Here is an 18239-nt window from a genome sequence, read left to right on the forward strand (position 1 = left end):
GCGGAATATAATGGAGGATCTATAGGCTCTTGATAAGAGTTGTCAACTTACCAGCGACATGGCTATTAAAAGTTGACAACTCATTTTCCTATCCAAACTGATTCAACACCAGCACCCCAATAAGCCCTAAAACAGAAACCAGGCTTTCCATCATGGTCCAGGTGCTAAAAGTTTCTTTAAGGCTAAGGTTAAAGTATTCTTTAAACATCCAGAAACCTGTATCGTTTACATGAGAAAACATTAAACTCCCCGCGCCGACCGATAAAACCATTAACTCTGGCGGAGTTCCCGGGCCAATTAACGGCAATACCATACCCGAAGCGGTTAGTGCGGCCACTGTTGCTGATCCCAGGGTTACCCTAAGCGATGCGGTGATTAACCATGCGAGTAATAATGGCGATAAATTTAGGTCACCAGTAAGCTGTTTTACAGTTTCGCCCACACCACTATCAATCAAAATCTGTTTAAAGGCACCGCCTGCTGCAATAATGAGGATAATCATTGCAATACTTTTAACACCTTCGGCACACGATTCCATTGCTTTTGTAATGGAAGTTTTCTGAACCGCTAAAGCAATAATAACCGAAATTAATAGGGCCGCGGTAGGATCGGCTAAAAATATAAACAGCGGTTTGCCGATATAATCGAATTTAAAACTACTTCCAATGGTTCCCGCGATAATTAAAAATACCGGCAGCAATGCAGTAATGAAACTCCTTGAAGCAGAAGGAAGGTTTTCTTCTTCGTTGATACTGAAGTGCTGAACAGTTACCGATTGATCGCGTTTGAGAATCAATCGTGGAAAATAGATTCCGGCAATAACCGCAATTGGTACACTTAAAGTTAAACCATAAATTAATGTTTTACCAATATCGGCATGGAATATGCCAGCCAAAGCAACCGGACCAGGATGGGGTGGTAAAAAACCATGTGTTACCGAAAGGGCTGTAGCCATTGGGATGCCAATATACAATTTTGATAATCCTGTTGTGGCAGAAATGGCAAAAACCAAGGGGATTAACACCACGAAACCTGCATTGTAAAATAAGGGAATCCCCACCAATAAACCGGTTAACAGCACGGCCCATTGGATGTTCTTTTTGCCAAAAGCGCCGATCAATATGAAAACAATCTTTTTTGCCGATCCGCTATCTTCAATTAATTTGCCCATCATCGCACCGAGTGCCAAAACCATTACCATGCTGCCCAGCGTGCTACCTATACCATTGCTGATAGAGGTCATTACTTTTGTGGCAGGCATGCCCAATAAAAGACCTGTAATAATCGCCACAGCAATTAGGGCAATCATTGGGTTGATCTTTTTCAAGATCAGTACGAAAAGCAACAGGATGCCGAAGAGTAGAATAAATAATGACATTTGGTTAGGGTTTAGGTAATGTGATTAAATGTAGCTTTTACCACAGATGCACACAGATAAACACTGATTTTAATAATTATCTGTGCCTATCCTTTTTATCTCCCGAAAATCGGGACAGGTAGTGGTTAATTTTCACTTTTAGCGCTTTTTACTTTTTAACGGTAATGGTTCTGCCGGTAACAAGATGAAACTCATAAACCCGGTACAGGCCATCATCACTAATTTCTATATTTTCAACGAGGCCGGTTTTGCTAAAGGTATCGGTTACCATATCGCCGATTTTCACATCCTGAAGAATATCGCTTGGTGTATCACTGTTTAATCTGATCATGATGTAAAAGTATTATAATTTGCCAAAAGCTGCATAAAAGAAAAACTTAAACAGGAACTGCCTAATTAAAATCAAATTCAGAAGCTATAATTATTTAGACCAGTGTATTAAATTTTGATTCGATGTGGTTTCTTGCCTCTTTTTGAAATTCTTCGGGCGTTTGGCCCGTCTGTTTTTTAAAGAAACGGCTAAAATAAGGTCGGTCTGAAAATCCCAGTTCGTATGCAATTTCTTTGATGGTATGCGCACTATGGATGATTTTCCTTTTGGCCTCCAGGATGATGCGGTCGTGGATGATCTGCATTCCTGTTTTGTTTAGTTTTTCTTTTAAAATCTGATTTAACCTTTTGGAACTGATGCCTATTTTACCGGCATAGAAATCGGTATTCCTAACCTGCTGGTAATTGCTTTCGAGTAACATCAAAAATTCGTAAACTCTTTTTTGCTGTACATCATGGCTGGTAAATTCGTGTTCTTTTACCTGGATCAGTTTTAATAGAAATACTTTTAGCAGCGCCTTGGTAATAATAAAAGTATTGCCTGCTTTCTGGTATTCATCCTCAATTAATTTGTAAATATTGCTGAGCTCAGCAGCGGTTTCCTGATTTAGCCTTAAACAGGAAAATTCGCCCTGAACATTAAAGATCTTAAACAGATCGAGGAGGAATTCTTTTTCTTCCCCTTCGAGAACAGATCTTTTAAAAGAGATTAATACACCGTTTTTACCGGCTTTGTTAAGCTGGTGCACACGGTAGGGTGGGATGAGGTAAATCCAGTCTCCTTTACTGTCGAATTCTGATGCTTGCAGCGCGTGTAAGGGTTCTTCATTTTTTAACCAAACGATTTCGAAGAACTCTTTTCTGCCCGGATCATTAAGATAGCTAGGCGGGCAATTGCTCAGATCGCGGATATAGATAATGGATTTTTCCAGATGTGTTGCTTCGGGTAATAAACTCATGATGGTTAAAGTTAAACACTTAATTTTTTATCGGTTGGATTAACGGATAATTCTGGTGGACTATTCGGAAACAGTGCTTTTAATATGGCTAATGGATGACTTTTGCAGCGATATGTTTCCTGATTGTCCCATATAAGTGGCTAAATGTATAACCATGCTTGTAAAGAGCCGTCATACCTTTGGGCAAATAAACAGCGCGTGTAAAATGGATTTAAAAGCACCAGTAGAAAATACAGATAGCCAGTTAGCGATAGATAGCCTTGATAACCAGCAGCTGGCCTGGGATCTGCAAATGAACCTGGATAAGATTATTGAGGAGAATACCCGATTGGCCAGACAGATGGAATTAGACCAGTTGATCCCTTTTGTATATCACATTCAGCAGGCAAAACGGATTTTTATTACTGCTGCAGGCCGCTCTGGTTTTGCCATGCAATCGGCAGCAATGCGTTTAATGCATCTTGGACTTACTGTTTATTATGTTGGTGATACCACAAGTCCGGCAATTGAAGCCGGCGATTTATTAATTGCTGCCTCGGGTTCAGGATCAACCGGATCAATTGTAAGGGCAGCAGAAAAATCAAAAGCGGTAGGTGCGGAAGTTGTAGCCATTACTACGAATGCCGGATCGTTACTGGCAAAACTGGCCAGCCATGTGGTACTGGTACCGGCAGCAGAAAAAGAAGACCACAGTGCAAAAATATCTACCCAGTATGCAGGAAGCCTGTTCGAGCAGTTTTTGCTTTTACTTAACGATGCAGTTTTTCAATCGCTTTGGAAACTGAGCGGACAAGCTGCAGAAACATTATGGAATAGACACGCCAATCTTGAATAACAATTAATTATAATATAAATAAAATAGAATCATGGCAAAATTACAAGTAGCAATAGATTTATTAACAACTGAAGAAGCCTTAGCATTGGCAGCAAAAGTAGCTCCATACGTAGATATTATTGAATTGGGCACTCCGCTGATCAAGAATATGGGTTCTACAGTAATTACGGCAATGAAAGCTGCACATCCTGATAAACTGGTTTTTGCAGATTTAAAAACTGCAGACGCGGGCGAATTAGAAGCTGATATCGCATTTAAAGCAGGAGCTGATTTGGTTACCGTAATGGGTGCTGCAGGAAATGCAACGATTATTGGTGCTGTTAAAGCGGCAAAAGCACATGGAAAAGGAGTAGTCGTAGATACCATTGGTTATCCTGACCGTGTTAAAAGAGCACAAGAGGTTACTGCATTAGGTGTTGAATTTGTAGAACTACACGCAGGTTTAGATGAGCAATGGACGGCAGGTTATTCTATTCAAGTGCTTATTGATGAGGCTGCAAAAGCTGGTGTTCCGGTTTCTATTGCTGGTGGGGTAAATATTGATAACGTTACCGCAGTTATACAGGCAGGTGCTATAGTTGCCGTTGCAGGTGCTGCAATTTATGGTGCTGAAGATCCTGCTGCTGCGGCAAAAGCGCTTCGCGAAGCAATTGATGCTGCATAGTTATTAGTGGATAATCTGTTAGCATAGGCCCTTGGTTTATGCTAACAGATTATATTTTACTTCTGGTGATATTGGTGAGTCAATAGCACGAATAAAATGGCTATTAATCCTGTTTGGTCCAAACCAAAGCAGCAGTATCATAACCTAAGCTTTGTGCCTTTTTTAAATATTGCTGTTTAATGTTTTCCGGGATGATTTTGTTTCTGGATAAAATCCAGAGATATTTTAGGTTGTTGCCAGCTATCAAAGCATATTGATAATCTGTGTCGATCTCGATTACGTTATAGCCTGCATAAAAGGGACCAAAAAAAGAAACTTTTAATCTCGCTTCGTCGCTTTCTTTCACAAACTTTGCTTTACCGATACTCTGTTTCCATTCTTTTTTAACATAATTGTAGCCGCGGTTATCTACCTTGATACTACCATCATCTTTAAGCGAGTAGGTGGCAGTTACATTATTAAGATCTTTTTCGAACTTAAAATCCATTCGGGCAATCTCATACCACTTTCCCAGGTATTTGTCTTTTTTAAATGGCCTAACAGCAGTGGCTCCCTTCGGAATAGACACACAAGAAATTAGATTGATCGCTATAACACCAACGCCTAAAGCCAGAAACAATATGGGGTATCTTTTATTCATATTTCAAATTCTTTAAAAAGGAACAAAGTTGTTATCATCTAGTTTGCTTAACTCTCCGTTCTTAAAATCTTTAACGGTGGTTGGTTAAGAATGCTTCTTGTGCTTAGTACACCCGTAATTACCACAAGTAATACAATTGAGCCAAACAGTAATAATGTTGGTATAAATGGAGGCATAAAGGTTGCATCGAAAGTAAATTTAGCCAATGCCCAGCTTCCACTGATGGCTAAAATTAATCCGGCGCCTGCTGCAAATGCTCCTAAAAAGAAATATTCAATGGCGTTTATGGCTACAATCTGCTTTCTACTTGCACCCATGGTCCGTAATAAAATACTTTCTTTTATCCGCTGGTTTTTACTGGTTAATACTGAAGATATTAAAACAATCCAACCCGTTACCATACTAAAACCGGCCATAAACTGAATCACAAAACCGATCTTGCTTAACAGCTCATCTAAGAGTTTTAATACCAGATCTAAATCGATGACCGAAACATTTGGAAATTTTTGGACCACTTCTCCCTGGAAACGGGCTGAAACTTCTCCCGATGGTATCCTGGTCATCAATACATGAAACTGTGGTGCTTCTTCTAATACCCCTGTTGGAAAAACAACTCTGAAATTGGTCTGCATCCTGCTCCAGTTTACTTCCCTCAAACTGCCAACAACTGTTGGGATCATCATACCCTGCACATTAAAAAGGATTTTATCATTCAATTCCACATGGATCTGCTGGGCATAACGCTGATCTAACGAAATATAAACGGTTTCATTGGGTTTTATTTTTCCGGTCCATTTGCCTGCCGTGATTTTCTCTGCTGCGGTTAAAGTATCCTGATAGGTAGCCCTGATTTCGTTGCGATAAGCCCTTCTGTTATTGGTATCGGCACTGGCTTTCTTCCCGTTAATTTCTTCAATGCGCATGGTAATTACTGGTACCTGGTTCATTAGCGGCAATTTGAACGCTTTGGTTAAACTGTCCAATCCTTCTTTTTGCGTATTTTGGATATCGAACATCACCATATTGGGCTGGTTAGCGCCTGATGAAAGCGTAACGCGACTCATTAATATCCCCTGAACAAAAAATAGGGTACAGATAAATGCAGTTGATAAACCTATAGAAACGGTAAGCATCAGGGTTTGGTTATTTGGCCGGTAAAGGTTAGCAAAACCCTGTCGCCATAAATAACTGGATGAATTGGGCAAGAGTTTTCTCACCAGGAACATCAACAGTTTAGACAGTATGATCAACAGCACAAAAGCGATGGCAATACTTGCGGTAAAAGCCAGGGTTTGTATCCACGTTTTCATCTGCAAGTGCGTAAAAGCCGTAATAAAGACCGCCATAAGCAGGTATACCAGCCAGGTTAGCAGATCTCTTTTTCCAGTTGCTTTTTCGAAAGATATCCGGATGGCATTTAACGGCGAAATTCTTCTAACGGATAGTAGCGAAGGAAGGGCGAAGAGGATCGAGATGATCAGACCAAGTAACAGCCCCTGACCAACAGCGGGCCACGAAACCTGCATGGTGATCTCCACAGGTAAAAAATCTTTTAATACCAGTGGAAGTAAAAATTGTATACCTGTGCCTAAGGCTGCGCCTAAAACAGCGGCAATTAAGCCAATAAAAAAGACCTGGATAAGGTAAATTAAAAAGGCATGACGCGATTTTAACCCTAAACACCTCAGGGTAGCAATGGCGCTTAACTTTTCCTGGATATACACATGGATAGCGCTACCTACACCAACACAACCTAGTAGCAAAGCGATAAAACCAGATAAAGCCAGAAAACGGTTTACATCTTTAAAAGATCTTCCGGTTTGTTCTTTTCTCGATTCAACCGTATCGGCATCGAAACCTTCTTTTTCTAATTTACTGTCCTGCTTTTTTACCCATTCATCTATCTTGGATGGATCATTGTACCTGAAATAAAATTTATTGTTGATCCGGCTTCCGGTTTTAATCAGATTTGTTTTATCGAGGGTTTTTAGTGGAATATAAACCGTAGGGGCAATACTTGCACCAATACCGGTTTGGCCCGGGGCTTTGGTTAAAGTGCCCAGTATGTTGAAATTGAGATCGCCGATTTTTACCGAATCGCCAACTTTTGCATTAAACTGCAGCATCAGGGTTTGATCTACCAAGGCATTTCTTCCCGATTGAAAGTATTTTGCTGCTGTTAGCGGAATGGTTTCAATGGTACCATAATATGGATAATTTCCCTCTAGTGCTTTCATTTGTACCAAACGGCTACCTCCGCCTTTCTGGAAATAGATCATCGAAGCAAAGGTTTTCTCCTGCGATCGTTCATCGCCAAGTGTATCGAGCATTTTTTGCATCGCTTTGCTTACACCTTTCCGGCTATCTAAAACCAGATCGGCTCCTGTAAGTTCTTTTGCCTGTGCATCAATATCCTTTTGCAGGTTATCTTTAAACGAATAAACCGCAACGAGGGCTGCAATGCCCAAAACGATGGATGAGATAAAGAGCAATAAACGTGCACGGTTTTTTCTGCTATCGCGCCAGGCCATTTTAAACAGCCACGAAAACTTAATAGATTGTTTTGGGAGGCTATTAGGCATAAGTAGGATTTTCGTCTGAAATGATTACGCCGCCTTTAATTTTAATGCTCCTTGCTGTTCTGGCAGCCAATTCAAGATCGTGTGTTACGATAATCAGTGTGGTTCCCGCATCTTTGTTTAAATCAAAAAGCAATTTGATCACTTTTTCACTGGTTTCTGCATCAAGGTTTCCGGTAGGTTCATCTGCAAAAAGAATAGCTGGTTGGTTTGAAAATGCCCGTGCCAGCGAAACGCGCTGTTGCTCACCACCTGATAATTGTACAGGATAGTGATGGGAGCGGTCGGCAAGGCCAACTTTATCCAGCAGTTCCAGTGCATGCGCACGGATGTTTTTTGCTCCTCTCAATTCTAAAGGTACCATTACATTTTCGAGTGCCGTTAAAGTGGGCAACAGTTGGAAGTTCTGAAAAATGAAACCCACATATTGATTTCTGATCGCTGCCCTTTCATCTTCATTTAGTTTCTCTAAGGCAATACCATTCAGTTCAACCGTTCCGCTACTGGCCCTGTCCAATCCGGCACATAAACCAAGTAAGGTTGTTTTTCCGCTTCCTGAAGGACCTGTTATGGCCACAGTTGAGCCAGCTGTTATCGAAAAATTAATGTTATCCAAAACGGTGAGTTCCCGTCCGGCACTTTGGTAAATTTTGCTTACATTTCGGATGTTCAATATGCTTTCCAATAGCTGAATTTTTAGGGTTTGCGTATAGATTGTGGCCAAACATAACCGGGCGCTGCCTGTTAAGGTAATGGTTTAAACGATAATTAGATATAGATTACTTAGATATGTTACGAAAACGATTAATGGGGCTATTTGTTTTGAGCCTTGTACTACTAAGCTGCGGAAACCGCGAAAATAAAAGCAATACCGATAAAACTTTAGATTCGACTGACCAAAAAACGGCTACCGTGCCCTCTGAGCAAAAGAATATCCTCTTTTTTGGCACTAGTTTAACCGCAGGTTATGGGCTCGACCCTACGGAAGCTTACCCGGCATTGATCCAAAATCGGATCGATTCTTTACAAATGCCTTACAAAGTAATTAATGGTGGTTTAAGTGGCGAAACTTCTGCTGGCGGAAAAGGGCGCATTGATTGGTTGCTTAAACAGCGTGTGGATATTTTTGTGCTCGAACTTGGCGCTAATGATGGACTGCGTGGGTTGCCTGTATCGCAAACGATTAAAAACCTTCAGGCAATTATTGATCGGGTAAAAGCTAAATACCCAGATGCTAAAATGGTATTGGCTGGTATGCAGGTTCCACCAAATATGGGTGCAAAATATGCCACCGACTTTAAAAACATGTTTCCTGATCTGGCAAAGAAAAACCAAATGGCCCTGATCCCGTTTTTATTGGATAAGGTAGGTGGTGTTCCGAAATTAAACCAGGCCGATGGCATACACCCAACTGCCGAAGGCGATAAGATCCTTGCCGAAAACGTTTGGGTAGTGCTGAAGGATTTGTTGTAGTTTAAACAGACAGATTCCGATAGAAAAAATCTTCATCTCGACCGAAGCAACGCGGAGTGGAGAGATCTTTGAACGATGTTCCCGAAAGGTTAAGATTTCTCCTCCGAAGGAGTTCCTTTGGAACACTGCGATCGGAATGACGATCTCCCAAACCAGGTATTTTTATACTGTCCCGAATATTCGGAATCAGGATCTGTCAGTCTATAAGATCCTGAGATGAACTCAGGATGACGCGGAAATATACGATTTATTGAATATCTTCCAATGTGCCTAAAAATGCAATAATCTGTTTGATTTCCAGTTTGCTTAAGTTTAACTTATCGGCAGATAAAGTCTGGTTTTCAATATTGATCCCCATGCCTGCGCCACCACCTTGATTATAAAAATCCATCACCTGCGCTAAGGTTTTATAAACACCATTGTGCATATATGGGCCTGTTTTGGTGATGTTTCTTAGGGTTGAAGTTTTAAATGCATGTTTATATTGCGGGTAGGCATAAAGGGCATATCGGCCCAGGTCAGGATCTATTTTAGGCTTTAAGGTATCTGTAGTAGCAGGTACGCCTAAAACTTCTGCTTCACTTTTAATAAAGAGAGGTGCTTGTGTACCATTAAATAAGGGTGCGAAATGACAGCTTCCACACTTTGCTTTTCCCATAAAAAGATTAAAACCTTCTTTTTCTTCTTGATTTAACTGTTTTTTATCTCCCTGCATGTAGCGGTCAAATCGGGAGTTAAACGGAGATAACGAACGGATATAAGAAGCCAATGCATGCTGGATTTTCCATGGATCGGCTTTCGTAGTTTTATTTTGATATGCTTTTTGAAATAAGGTTAGATAATTTTTTGATGAATTGATTCTCGTTGCAGCCTGTATTAGTGAACCATTCATTTCCTGTTTATGATGAACCACATCAAGCGCCTGATCTTCCAGGGTTCCTGCTTTTAAATCATAAAAGAATCCGCGCTGTAAACCAGCATAAGTTAAAGTTGGAGTATTTCTCAGTAGCGATTGTCCTTTTGATATTCCTGCTGCTTTGGTCAAACCATCCGTAAAGGCGAGTGATTGTTGATGGCAGCTGGCGCAACTCCGGTTATTTCCATTAGAAAGTACTGCATCATTGAATAGAATTTTTCCAAGTGCAATTTTATCATCGTTGATAAATAAGGTACTGTTGCCTACAAATTTGTTTATGTTAAAAGCGTTTGCTTGGAACATACTTGTTGCATCTTCGCGAAGCGCGCTGCCGCTGGCGGCAGTTGGTATTTTTTTTTCTAAACGAAGTAAATTGATGTGTTTGCTGATCGGATCAAGATATTCAGTAATAAAAGTTAAACGATCGAAATGATCAAAATCGGTATTTTTATCCAGGTAGCTTATCGCTGAAGGGATCAATTTATCTGGTGCGCCGTTTTCATACTTTGCCAGTACGTTTGCTATTCCTTGTAGTGCCGAAGCCGTTTCGGGTATCGATTGTAAGGTATTTGGCGTATCAAAACCAGTTATGCCTAAACTGGTAATCCTGAAAATTTCTAAACGGATAGCATCAAATAATTGCGCATCGGTAATCTGGTACTGTTCATTAAAGCGGCTAACACGTTGCAGGTTGAGTTGCATTTTTTTTACCTCATTCTCTAATTCCTTTCTGTTTTCTGTTGTTGGGGCTTCATAGATAATTTCTTCCATTACCTGAAAGCCTGTTGGATTTTCAATGAGATTTTCGCCCAGTTCAATTTCATCAATCGGCGCACCATTAAGCAGCACAGAAGTTGAAGGGAAAAAATATTCGATGTAATACTCCAGCTGTTTGTACTTTATTCTCGCCTGTAGAAAAGATTGTTTAATTGCTTTTTCATCCCTGTTTTGAACGGCTATCGATAATTTTTGGTCAACAATACTTTGAAATTCAATAAGCTGTTTATCAAAATCTGCTCTTACCAATTCTGCATTTGATCTGTTTTCCGTTTTGCAGAAAATGGATAATAGGGTAGTAAGGGTAATCAGTACAATGAAAAAAACAATTTTTTTAAGGCTAGACATGCTGAGGTTGGAGTTGAAATAAAATAGAAATCCCTTCCGGCGTTTGCCGAAAGGGATAAAGAAATAAAATAGGTTATTTAGAAACGCCGCGAACGATTACGACTTGTCCGCCTTCGTTATTATTTACCAATCTTGTTGTACCACCATCAGCATTTTTGTATTTATCGCTTGTCCAGGTGTGCGGGTGTAAATTAACGATGAATGTATCAGGAATACCAGTCAGCGCAGAGATATCGTACATCGCGCCATATTCCCAGCTACTTAATTGTACACTGTTTGATGGGTTGTATTTAGCGTTAAAGGTCGCATCTGTTCTGCGGTGGTTCATTTGTAACATCGGTTTTAACGATTTTGAAGCCATTGCAAATTGCCAGATGGTTCCATCATGGTCGTTGTTTTTGTAGAACGAATCTCCATCTTCCTGGATGTATACATAGTTTTCGGTTACACAAAGGTTATCTGGATTTACAATACTCTTTCCAGGGTTGTCATTTCCGTCAACAGCAACTTCTAACTTACCTTTTAGTGGATTGCTTGCATCTAATACCAGTTTATATACACGGCCCCACATGGTTTTTCCACTTACCGGTGTAAGTTTATCGCCCTGGCTAACACCAGTTGCAGTAAAATATACTTCCCGTCCGTTTGCTGCGCTGCCTTTTCTGTAATCGATATCTTCTACGCGGGCTAACATTAAAGCTTTTTTATCGATTGTTTGTTGCTGTAACTGTGCACCTGTACTGCTTTTTACATTGTCAAGCTCTACAAATTCCACATCATAGCTTTGTCCTTTGTCCATATTGGTTTCTATCGGATCGTTATTGCTGCGTTTCATCACATATAACTTTCCGTTTTCCAGGTCGCCCTGAGTGTTAGACACGTACATGGCCAATTGTCCATCGGTTTCATCTTCACCGATCAGTATAACGGTTTTGCCAGCATATGATGCTTTAGGGAGCGGCACTGCATTTTCAGCGCTCCATCTGCCCAATGCACTAACAGTTCTCTGTTTGTTCTTTTTATCTGCTGCAGCAAGTGGGTCGATGGCATGGATCATCGATTCTGCACCGCTTTCTCCGGCAGTTAAGAAAACTGGTTTAGCAAAGCCATGTTCTTCTGGTGTTACCAACGTAGCAGAACATAAACGGGTCATACCGCCATCAGAATCTACAATATATTCTCCTTTTACAGGTTTGAAATTTTTATCTAAGTATACTCTCGATACAGATTGAAGAATTTCATGGTTATTAATCATGATGAAACCTTCACCGGCTGGATTTTTGATAATTCCTGCTCCATCAGGTTGTGCGCCAAATATAAAATTTGGTGATTCTGGCAGTACATCGTCTGAGCTGATCAGTGTGGTAATATTCAGGCTTTCGAAACCGGGCATGGTTTTTACCAATGAAGGGTTTACCGAATAATCTTTAAGCGCAACTGGAGTGGTTTCAGGAGTTTCTGGCTCATTATTCTTTTTACAGGCACTGATCACAACTGCCGAAGTAACGAATGCGGCAACAGCAAGGGCTAATGCCTTTTGCTTTAATAATGTTTTGTTCATAATTTTTGTTTTCCGTTTGAGGCAAAATTACATGGGCTATGTTTCCGGAAATTAAAGTATATGTTAAGCTAAACTGCCTTATGCTATTTAGAATTGTTCTTTTGATCAACAAATTAACAAGGGATCTAATAAATAAAAGGGCGGGGAATTATACCCGATTTTAAGTAAGTTAAAGTCCGAAAGAGTACTACGCAACAATGATCGGGATTAAGAAAGCAATGAATTTGATTAAGTAGATTCGAGATTTCGTCCTGCTGAACTTGTTTCAGCATCTTTTATTGTAATGAGGACCCTGAAATAAATTTAGGGTGACGACCTTGATATATATCATTCCCGCCTGAAGCTTTTAAGCGTTCCATCATTGTTAAACTGAAGGTCATAACGCTCGCGGCTGCCGTTAATGGTTGATGGGAACCAACGCATGCCATCATCCCAAATAGATATATAGGCCATCGAGGTGGGTTTTGCACCTTCAACCTGAGCGGCTTTATCGTTATAAATCTGCATGACTTTTTGTGCAGCTGCAAAATTTATTTTACTTAAAGGAAAGGTCCTGCGCTCAATATTCCTGGCCTGTACAGGTTTTGGCTTAGACCAATAACCATCTTTGTATTGGTATGCATCTACATATTTAGGATTTTCGGGATGCTGTAAGGCCAGTTTAATGGAACCATCTTCATAAAAGTGCACAGATTCATATAGCACAATCTCTCTATCACGGTATTGTGGCAACTGCCTTAGTTTCTCTTCTGCCTGTGCTAATTGTGAAGCACTTAACATCTCTTTCCTGGCTTTTGCTACTGGTTTTTCTGTATTGTTGTTTTTTGCCCCTGGCTGAGGCAGGTTCATATCCTTTAAAAATTCATTTACCCTTTTTTGGATTTCCTTGCTACCTGCTGGTGTTTGCTTTTGTTTTAATCGTTCCAGATCATGAAAAAGTTCTTTTGCCTTGTCCTGAAGTTCTGGCGTTTTAACCGTATCGCCGTTTATCATTATAAATTTCTCCTGATGATGTGTAGAAGTTGTTGTTTCAGTGGTTCCGGTATATTCGCCTTTTGATCCGATACGGTTTTCTTTATTGTATTTTTTAACTAATGAATCGTTTGGATGAAAGGTTTCATCCACACTTTTTGTGACCTGTTTGCAGCTCAAACACAAGAGGCAAGACAATATGATAAGCCAGGAAATATTATTTAAGCTCATCATCAGAATTCTCCTTTAATTTCTTTCAGGTCTTTTTCGAAAGCAATTTTCTCCGGATTTTCCTTAAGGTAAAAAATCGATACATATTCCAGCTTAGTTATATCCAGATCGAGCAGGTTAACAACCTTTTTAATATTCGCCCAGTGTTTATGATGGTATTGATCTGTAAATTCCAGTTCAAAATTAATCATTGGCTGTTCGTTAATAAAGGTTCCGGTCTGGCTGACCTTAATCAACCTGGCGGTTGTCTGCATACCTTTAAATTTGATCAGGAACAATTCATTTGGCTTACCCAAAAATTTGCTGTGGATAATGGCGCCTAAAATCCGGTAAAAAAGAAGTGATGCAGGGCAAACCAATAACGGATGGCCTATGCTCATAAAACGCCAGCCCATGCCTTCGCTTTCTGAGGAATAGGAATAAACAAAATAGCCGGCAACGATACAGGTAAAAGCGAGCCAACCCAAGTTAACCAACGCTACTATGGTTTTGTTTATGCTCACTTCTGTACTGGCGAAAATGAGATAAGGGACTTTGTTTGCCTCCTTATCCAACAGTATGCCCACGGTTTTACCAACCTCATAGCGGCGTTCGTAAGGTTTTGAATCATTTATCGTGGTTTTTTGCCTGATTTCACTACCTGACAAGTTTTTAAACTGAAGTGTGAGTTCATAGGCATCATAAGCGGCATTAGGTTTTGATACTTTTGCAGCCGCTATAATTTTAGCCTCGCGCGGCTCACCAGTATTTTTGAGTTTTTCTATATTGCGCTTTATCGAAAAAATGCGGATTACCCATTTGTGGTAATAGCCTATTAAGAGAATAATCCACAATAATAAAGAAACTGCTACCAAACTTAATGATAACCATGGATCTCTTTCCATCAGGTTCGGCATGTTGTCGCTCTTAATGTTGTAATATAACAACATCGGGAAGGGAATGGCAAAAAACAACATGTAAAGTATCCAGAATATCGAAAGTCCTTGTCTCATGGTTATCTGGTTGAGGTATTGATTGACTGAATTATTGAGTAACTAGATAAGTAACTATTAAAAAGGCATCTTTTCTACTGCAATGTTATTGTCCTTCGCGTATTTGTCTGCAAGTTTCCACAGCTTATTGTATTTCTCGATAAATGCGTCATAGGGTTTGGTATCTAGTTCAGTTAAGGCCCTGTTAATGTTTTCCTCGGGCTCATGTTTGTCTATCATTTTGGCTATTTTGAGATGTTTCTCCTTGTAACTCGTTAAAACGTAGTTATGCAGTATTAGTGAAGCATCCAGCATGGGTTTTGTTTCTGGAGTTGGCTGCAGTTTTTTTACTTTCTCCAAATTCTTTTCGGCCCTGGCAATCGAATTTTTCAGGTATTCTTCGCAACCGGTAACTTTGCCGGGACCAGATACGTTTTTAAGGTATTCTTGATAGCCTTCAAAATAGTAAGTGCCAAAACGCGATATATCATTCGCATTTAAGGCTGCCTGGTCAAAATATTCTTCAGGGGTATTAACCGTAAGGTTGCATGCGGTGATGGTCGAGACCATCACCATTAGCATGACATTTTTGATGTTGAGGCGCATAAACTTCTTTTAGTATTTACCAACAAATGAAGATTTGTCTTCGAACCATTTACCGATAAGCGGAACAGGTTTTAATGCACCATTGGCCGCATTGATAATACCCATAATCCACAAGACGATAAATACATATCCAATTAAGCCTAAAAATGATAAACTGGGTACCATACTGGCAATGATAGTAAGAACCACGCTAAAAATAATATTCACAATAGCCAATCCAAGCGACTGCCTTAAGTGGTATTTAAGCAAAGCATCAGCTTTGTCTTTTCCACTGAAATAAGCTACAAGCCATCCGATAATGGTGATGTAGGAAATGATTGAAAGGGTTTTGTTGTTCATGATGTCTGATTTTTAGATTGAAAAATTATTTAGGTCAAAGTTGAGATTAAACCTGGCCGTTTGAAAGATTTCTCCGCCTACAAAACATCTACTGTATTTTTTAAAAACGTCTACAATGCATCTACAAGTATTTTTAAGTTGTTGTTAATTAGTGTTTTATGTTTTTTTGTTTTTTTTGGCTTTTGTCTACAATTTTACCCAAGCTCCAATCTTTATGCTAATTTTACGATATGAAGTATCTGGGTTTTAAAAACATATTACTCTTGATTTGGATCGTTATAGGTGGTTACACGGCCCAGGCGCAAAGCTTATTAGATAGTACAGCGCTCGATAATTTAAGTGAGCGGGATAAACCAGCCCTGCTTACGCAATTGGCAGAAAGATATAGGATTAATGCAAACTATGCAGCCGCAATTGCAAAGGCGCAACAAAGTGTAAGTTTGGCCATAAAACTCAAGAACTTTACCGAAGCCACAAAAGCATATGCCATGCTGGTTAATGTTTATGCAAATACGAAGCAGTTTGCTTTGTTGAAAAAAACGGGCTATACCACTTTATCTATTGGGCAAAAGGCACAACAGCCCATTGCCCTGGCTTATGCGTATTACGCGCAAGCTTTATTTTACAATGCTATAGACAATAATGAATTGGTAACTAAGTATTGCCAGATGGGGCTTAAAATGTTGGAGAAAAAATACGATCCTTATCTTACTGCTAAAATATATTACCAGTTATATGCACTGAATACGAGGTGGGACAATGTAAAAAATGTAAATAAATATGCCCAAAAGGCCACTGAAAATGCACTAAAAACAACTGATTACAACCTGTTAAGCAACTGTTATATTGCCCTGTCGGTAGCTGCTGATTACAATTTTGTAGCAACCAAGAGCGAATTACAGCGGGATAGCATTATTTACTACTTAAATAAAGTACAAGATCTTTATAAACAGTACCCCCAATACGTTGCCAGAAAAACATACGCTATGGCTTGCATCAATAGTGCAGATTATTATTTGAAATACTTTCCTGATACGGACCAGGCTGCGAAAGCAAATGCCATTCGGTATGCAAGCATGGCCAACGAGGTAATGAGAGGAGTGCTGAATGGGGAAGAGGTTAGGGCGAGCAGCTTGGGTATTTTGAGCGAATATGCCAAAAGAGATAAAAATACGGCCATGACTGAAGGGTATTTACAGGAGGCTTATAGTATCATGAAAGACCAGCAAGCGCCATATTACTACACGTTGATTAATATTGTAACGGCATTGTCCAGCTTTTATGAGCAAAATGGCAATTACGGAAAGGCACTTGAGTTTCAGAAAAAAGCAACAGCATACAATAGTAAACTTTTTGATCAGAGGCAGGCTTTAAATGCTCAAAAACTAGAAGTACAGTATGAAGCTGAAAAAAAAAACAATGAGGTGAGGCTGTTAAAACAGAGCGAAAAATATGCGCAGCAGCAAAAGTACCTCTACATTGGTATTGTCATTGCTTCGCTGTTGGGACTAATATTTATGTTCCGGTCTTACCATTTTAGGTTAAGATATTCATTACAGCGCGAAAAACAGTTGCATTTGGAAAAACAGGATGCTGAATTGCAGATGAAACTCGAAAAAGAAGAGCAGGCAAGGTTAAAAGCGGAGCAGCAATTATTGGAAAGTCAACAACAGCAGTTACAGAAAGAAGTAATGGCCAGCCAATTACAATTGGAGCATAAAAAAGAGATGCTTTTTCAGATCAAAGAAAAATTTAATGACAACCATCAACTGAATATTAACAAAATCTGGAATGAAGAGCTGCTTTTGGATAACGATTTTGAGGAAGCAAAATTTCAGATCCAACAGGTACATCCAGAATTTTTCTCTCTGCTAAATCAAAGGGCACAACAAAAACTCACCTCGCTTGACTTAAAACTCTGTGCTTACCTCCATTTAAAAATGGATACCAAAAAAATTGCCCAGCTGATGCATATCGAAGCCAAAAGTGTGCGCATGAGCCGCTACCGTGTTAAACAAAAACTGGGGCTTGACAAAGAAGAGGATTTGAATTTATTTTTGCAGAAAATGACTTAAAGCTTGTGGTTTTCTAAGTGTTTATTAGGGCGAAAAACAGGTTAGTGCAAATGGTTAAGCAAATTGAACTGTTTTTGTACTTCGGCCAATACCTGCTCTTTTTTACTGATTATTTTGCTCATTTCCAGCTTCTCCCTTGATAATTGCCCTTGTTGGTGTATTGCAGCATCCCGTATTTTTTCAGTATTAGTTTTGTTTTGACTGATCTGTTGCTGGGCAATAACTAAGCGGTCAAAAATTTCGGATTCTTTAACAGCCTTATAATAGTTGCTTGTTGCCGCTTTTAGTTCGTTGCCATATTTAATATCTCCTGTTTCCAGTGCATTTATTTCACTGATGATTTTATCCAATGCCTGTTCCTCGTCGGTTATTGCCTGCTGGGCACATTTAAAATCGCCAACAATCAGGCACTTCAGTTTCCGCTCATTAGGGCCGTTTTTGCCCAGCATGATATTGAAAACGCCCCTTTCCTTTTGCTCCAGAACTGTTTTTAAATGAACTGCTTTTTTAGACTGGCAAGAAGACATGACCAAAATAAGCACTAAAAGGATGTTTCTTTGTAACATAACGGTTTACGCAGGATTT

17 protein-coding genes are annotated in these 18239 nt (G+C 39.7%); 4 read left to right on the plus strand and 13 right to left on the minus strand.

Going from position 1 to position 18239, the window contains the following annotated elements:
• Window positions 1-88: 88 nt before the first annotated feature.
• The 3 genes from AC07VK_RS20050 to AC07VK_RS20060 all read right to left on the minus strand — a co-directional run bounded on the left by AC07VK_RS20050 (window position 89) and on the right by AC07VK_RS20060 (window position 2667).
• On the minus strand, window positions 89-1378 hold the full coding sequence (locus AC07VK_RS20050) for a gluconate:H+ symporter (protein ID WP_492963045.1): 1290 nt from the start codon (window positions 1376-1378) through the stop codon (window positions 89-91).
• 148 nt (window positions 1379-1526) lie between these two features.
• Window positions 1527-1709 carry a hypothetical protein gene (locus tag AC07VK_RS20055; RefSeq protein WP_057934142.1) on the minus strand — a complete coding sequence of 61 codons (183 nt, stop codon included), beginning with the start codon at window positions 1707-1709 and terminating at the stop codon, window positions 1527-1529.
• Between the two features lie 94 nt (window positions 1710-1803).
• Window positions 1804-2667: a helix-turn-helix domain-containing protein gene (locus tag AC07VK_RS20060; protein WP_057934143.1), complete on the minus strand. Its 864-nt coding sequence runs from the start codon at window positions 2665-2667 to the stop codon at window positions 1804-1806.
• 205 nt (window positions 2668-2872) lie between these two features.
• Between AC07VK_RS20060 and hxlB the strand changes: the two genes are divergently transcribed.
• Both hxlB and hxlA read left to right on the plus strand, forming a co-directional pair.
• A complete protein-coding gene (gene hxlB, locus AC07VK_RS20065; protein ID WP_493053046.1) occupies window positions 2873-3502 on the plus strand; it encodes a 6-phospho-3-hexuloisomerase in 630 nt (209 codons plus the stop codon).
• Between the two features lie 31 nt (window positions 3503-3533).
• Window positions 3534-4166, plus strand: a complete 633-nt coding sequence (hxlA, locus tag AC07VK_RS20070) for a 3-hexulose-6-phosphate synthase (RefSeq protein WP_492963041.1) — start codon at window positions 3534-3536, stop codon at window positions 4164-4166.
• A gap of 103 nt (window positions 4167-4269) precedes the next feature.
• Here the strand turns inward: hxlA and AC07VK_RS20075 are convergent, their stop codons facing one another.
• Genes AC07VK_RS20075 through AC07VK_RS20085 form a run of 3 tightly spaced genes read right to left on the minus strand, consistent with a single transcriptional unit; the run spans window position 4270 to window position 8070 of the window.
• Complete coding sequence (locus tag AC07VK_RS20075; protein WP_492963039.1) at window positions 4270-4806, minus strand: lipocalin family protein; 537 nt, start codon at window positions 4804-4806, stop codon at window positions 4270-4272.
• 47 nt (window positions 4807-4853) lie between these two features.
• Window positions 4854-7388, minus strand: a complete 2535-nt coding sequence (locus tag AC07VK_RS20080) for an ABC transporter permease (protein ID WP_492963037.1) — start codon at window positions 7386-7388, stop codon at window positions 4854-4856.
• Window positions 7381-8070, minus strand: coding sequence for an ABC transporter ATP-binding protein (locus tag AC07VK_RS20085; protein ID WP_057934160.1), 690 nt, complete (start codon window positions 8068-8070; stop codon window positions 7381-7383). Before AC07VK_RS20085 ends, AC07VK_RS20080 begins: the two co-directional genes overlap by 8 nt.
• A gap of 104 nt (window positions 8071-8174) precedes the next feature.
• On the opposite strand from AC07VK_RS20085, the gene AC07VK_RS20090 reads away from it, so the two are divergent.
• Window positions 8175-8858 carry an arylesterase gene (locus tag AC07VK_RS20090; protein ID WP_492963035.1) on the plus strand — a complete coding sequence of 228 codons (684 nt, stop codon included), beginning with the start codon at window positions 8175-8177 and terminating at the stop codon, window positions 8856-8858.
• Between the two features lie 247 nt (window positions 8859-9105).
• Here AC07VK_RS20090 and AC07VK_RS20095 read toward each other — a convergent pair whose 3' ends face one another.
• From AC07VK_RS20095 to AC07VK_RS20120, 6 genes are all read right to left on the minus strand, one after another.
• Entirely contained in the window at window positions 9106-10899 is a 1794-nt protein-coding gene (locus AC07VK_RS20095; RefSeq protein WP_492963033.1) for a cytochrome-c peroxidase, read from the minus strand.
• Between the two features lie 73 nt (window positions 10900-10972).
• Entirely contained in the window at window positions 10973-12460 is a 1488-nt protein-coding gene (locus tag AC07VK_RS20100; protein WP_492954473.1) for a PhoX family protein, read from the minus strand.
• 327 nt (window positions 12461-12787) lie between these two features.
• Complete coding sequence (locus AC07VK_RS20105; protein ID WP_492963032.1) at window positions 12788-13585, minus strand: hypothetical protein; 798 nt, start codon at window positions 13583-13585, stop codon at window positions 12788-12790.
• Between the two features lie 80 nt (window positions 13586-13665).
• Window positions 13666-14655, minus strand: coding sequence for a hypothetical protein (locus AC07VK_RS20110; RefSeq protein ID WP_492963030.1), 990 nt, complete (start codon window positions 14653-14655; stop codon window positions 13666-13668).
• A 57-nt stretch (window positions 14656-14712) separates the two neighbouring features.
• Window positions 14713-15240 (minus strand): hypothetical protein, encoded by a 528-nt coding sequence (locus AC07VK_RS20115; protein WP_492963028.1) that lies wholly within the window; start codon window positions 15238-15240, stop codon window positions 14713-14715.
• A gap of 9 nt (window positions 15241-15249) precedes the next feature.
• Window positions 15250-15579, minus strand: coding sequence for a magnetosome magnetite crystal formation protein family (locus tag AC07VK_RS20120; RefSeq protein ID WP_492954477.1), 330 nt, complete (start codon window positions 15577-15579; stop codon window positions 15250-15252).
• A 230-nt stretch (window positions 15580-15809) separates the two neighbouring features.
• Here AC07VK_RS20120 and AC07VK_RS20125 point away from each other — a divergent pair, with 230 nt between their 5' ends.
• Entirely contained in the window at window positions 15810-17654 is a 1845-nt protein-coding gene (locus AC07VK_RS20125; RefSeq protein ID WP_492954478.1) for a helix-turn-helix transcriptional regulator, read from the plus strand.
• 41 nt (window positions 17655-17695) lie between these two features.
• Here AC07VK_RS20125 and AC07VK_RS20130 read toward each other — a convergent pair whose 3' ends face one another.
• Window positions 17696-18220 carry a hypothetical protein gene (locus tag AC07VK_RS20130; RefSeq protein ID WP_492954479.1) on the minus strand — a complete coding sequence of 175 codons (525 nt, stop codon included), beginning with the start codon at window positions 18218-18220 and terminating at the stop codon, window positions 17696-17698.
• Between the last annotated feature and the right edge of the window lie 19 nt (window positions 18221-18239).

This window comes from Pedobacter sp. GW821-FHT01D05, assembly GCF_059422505.1.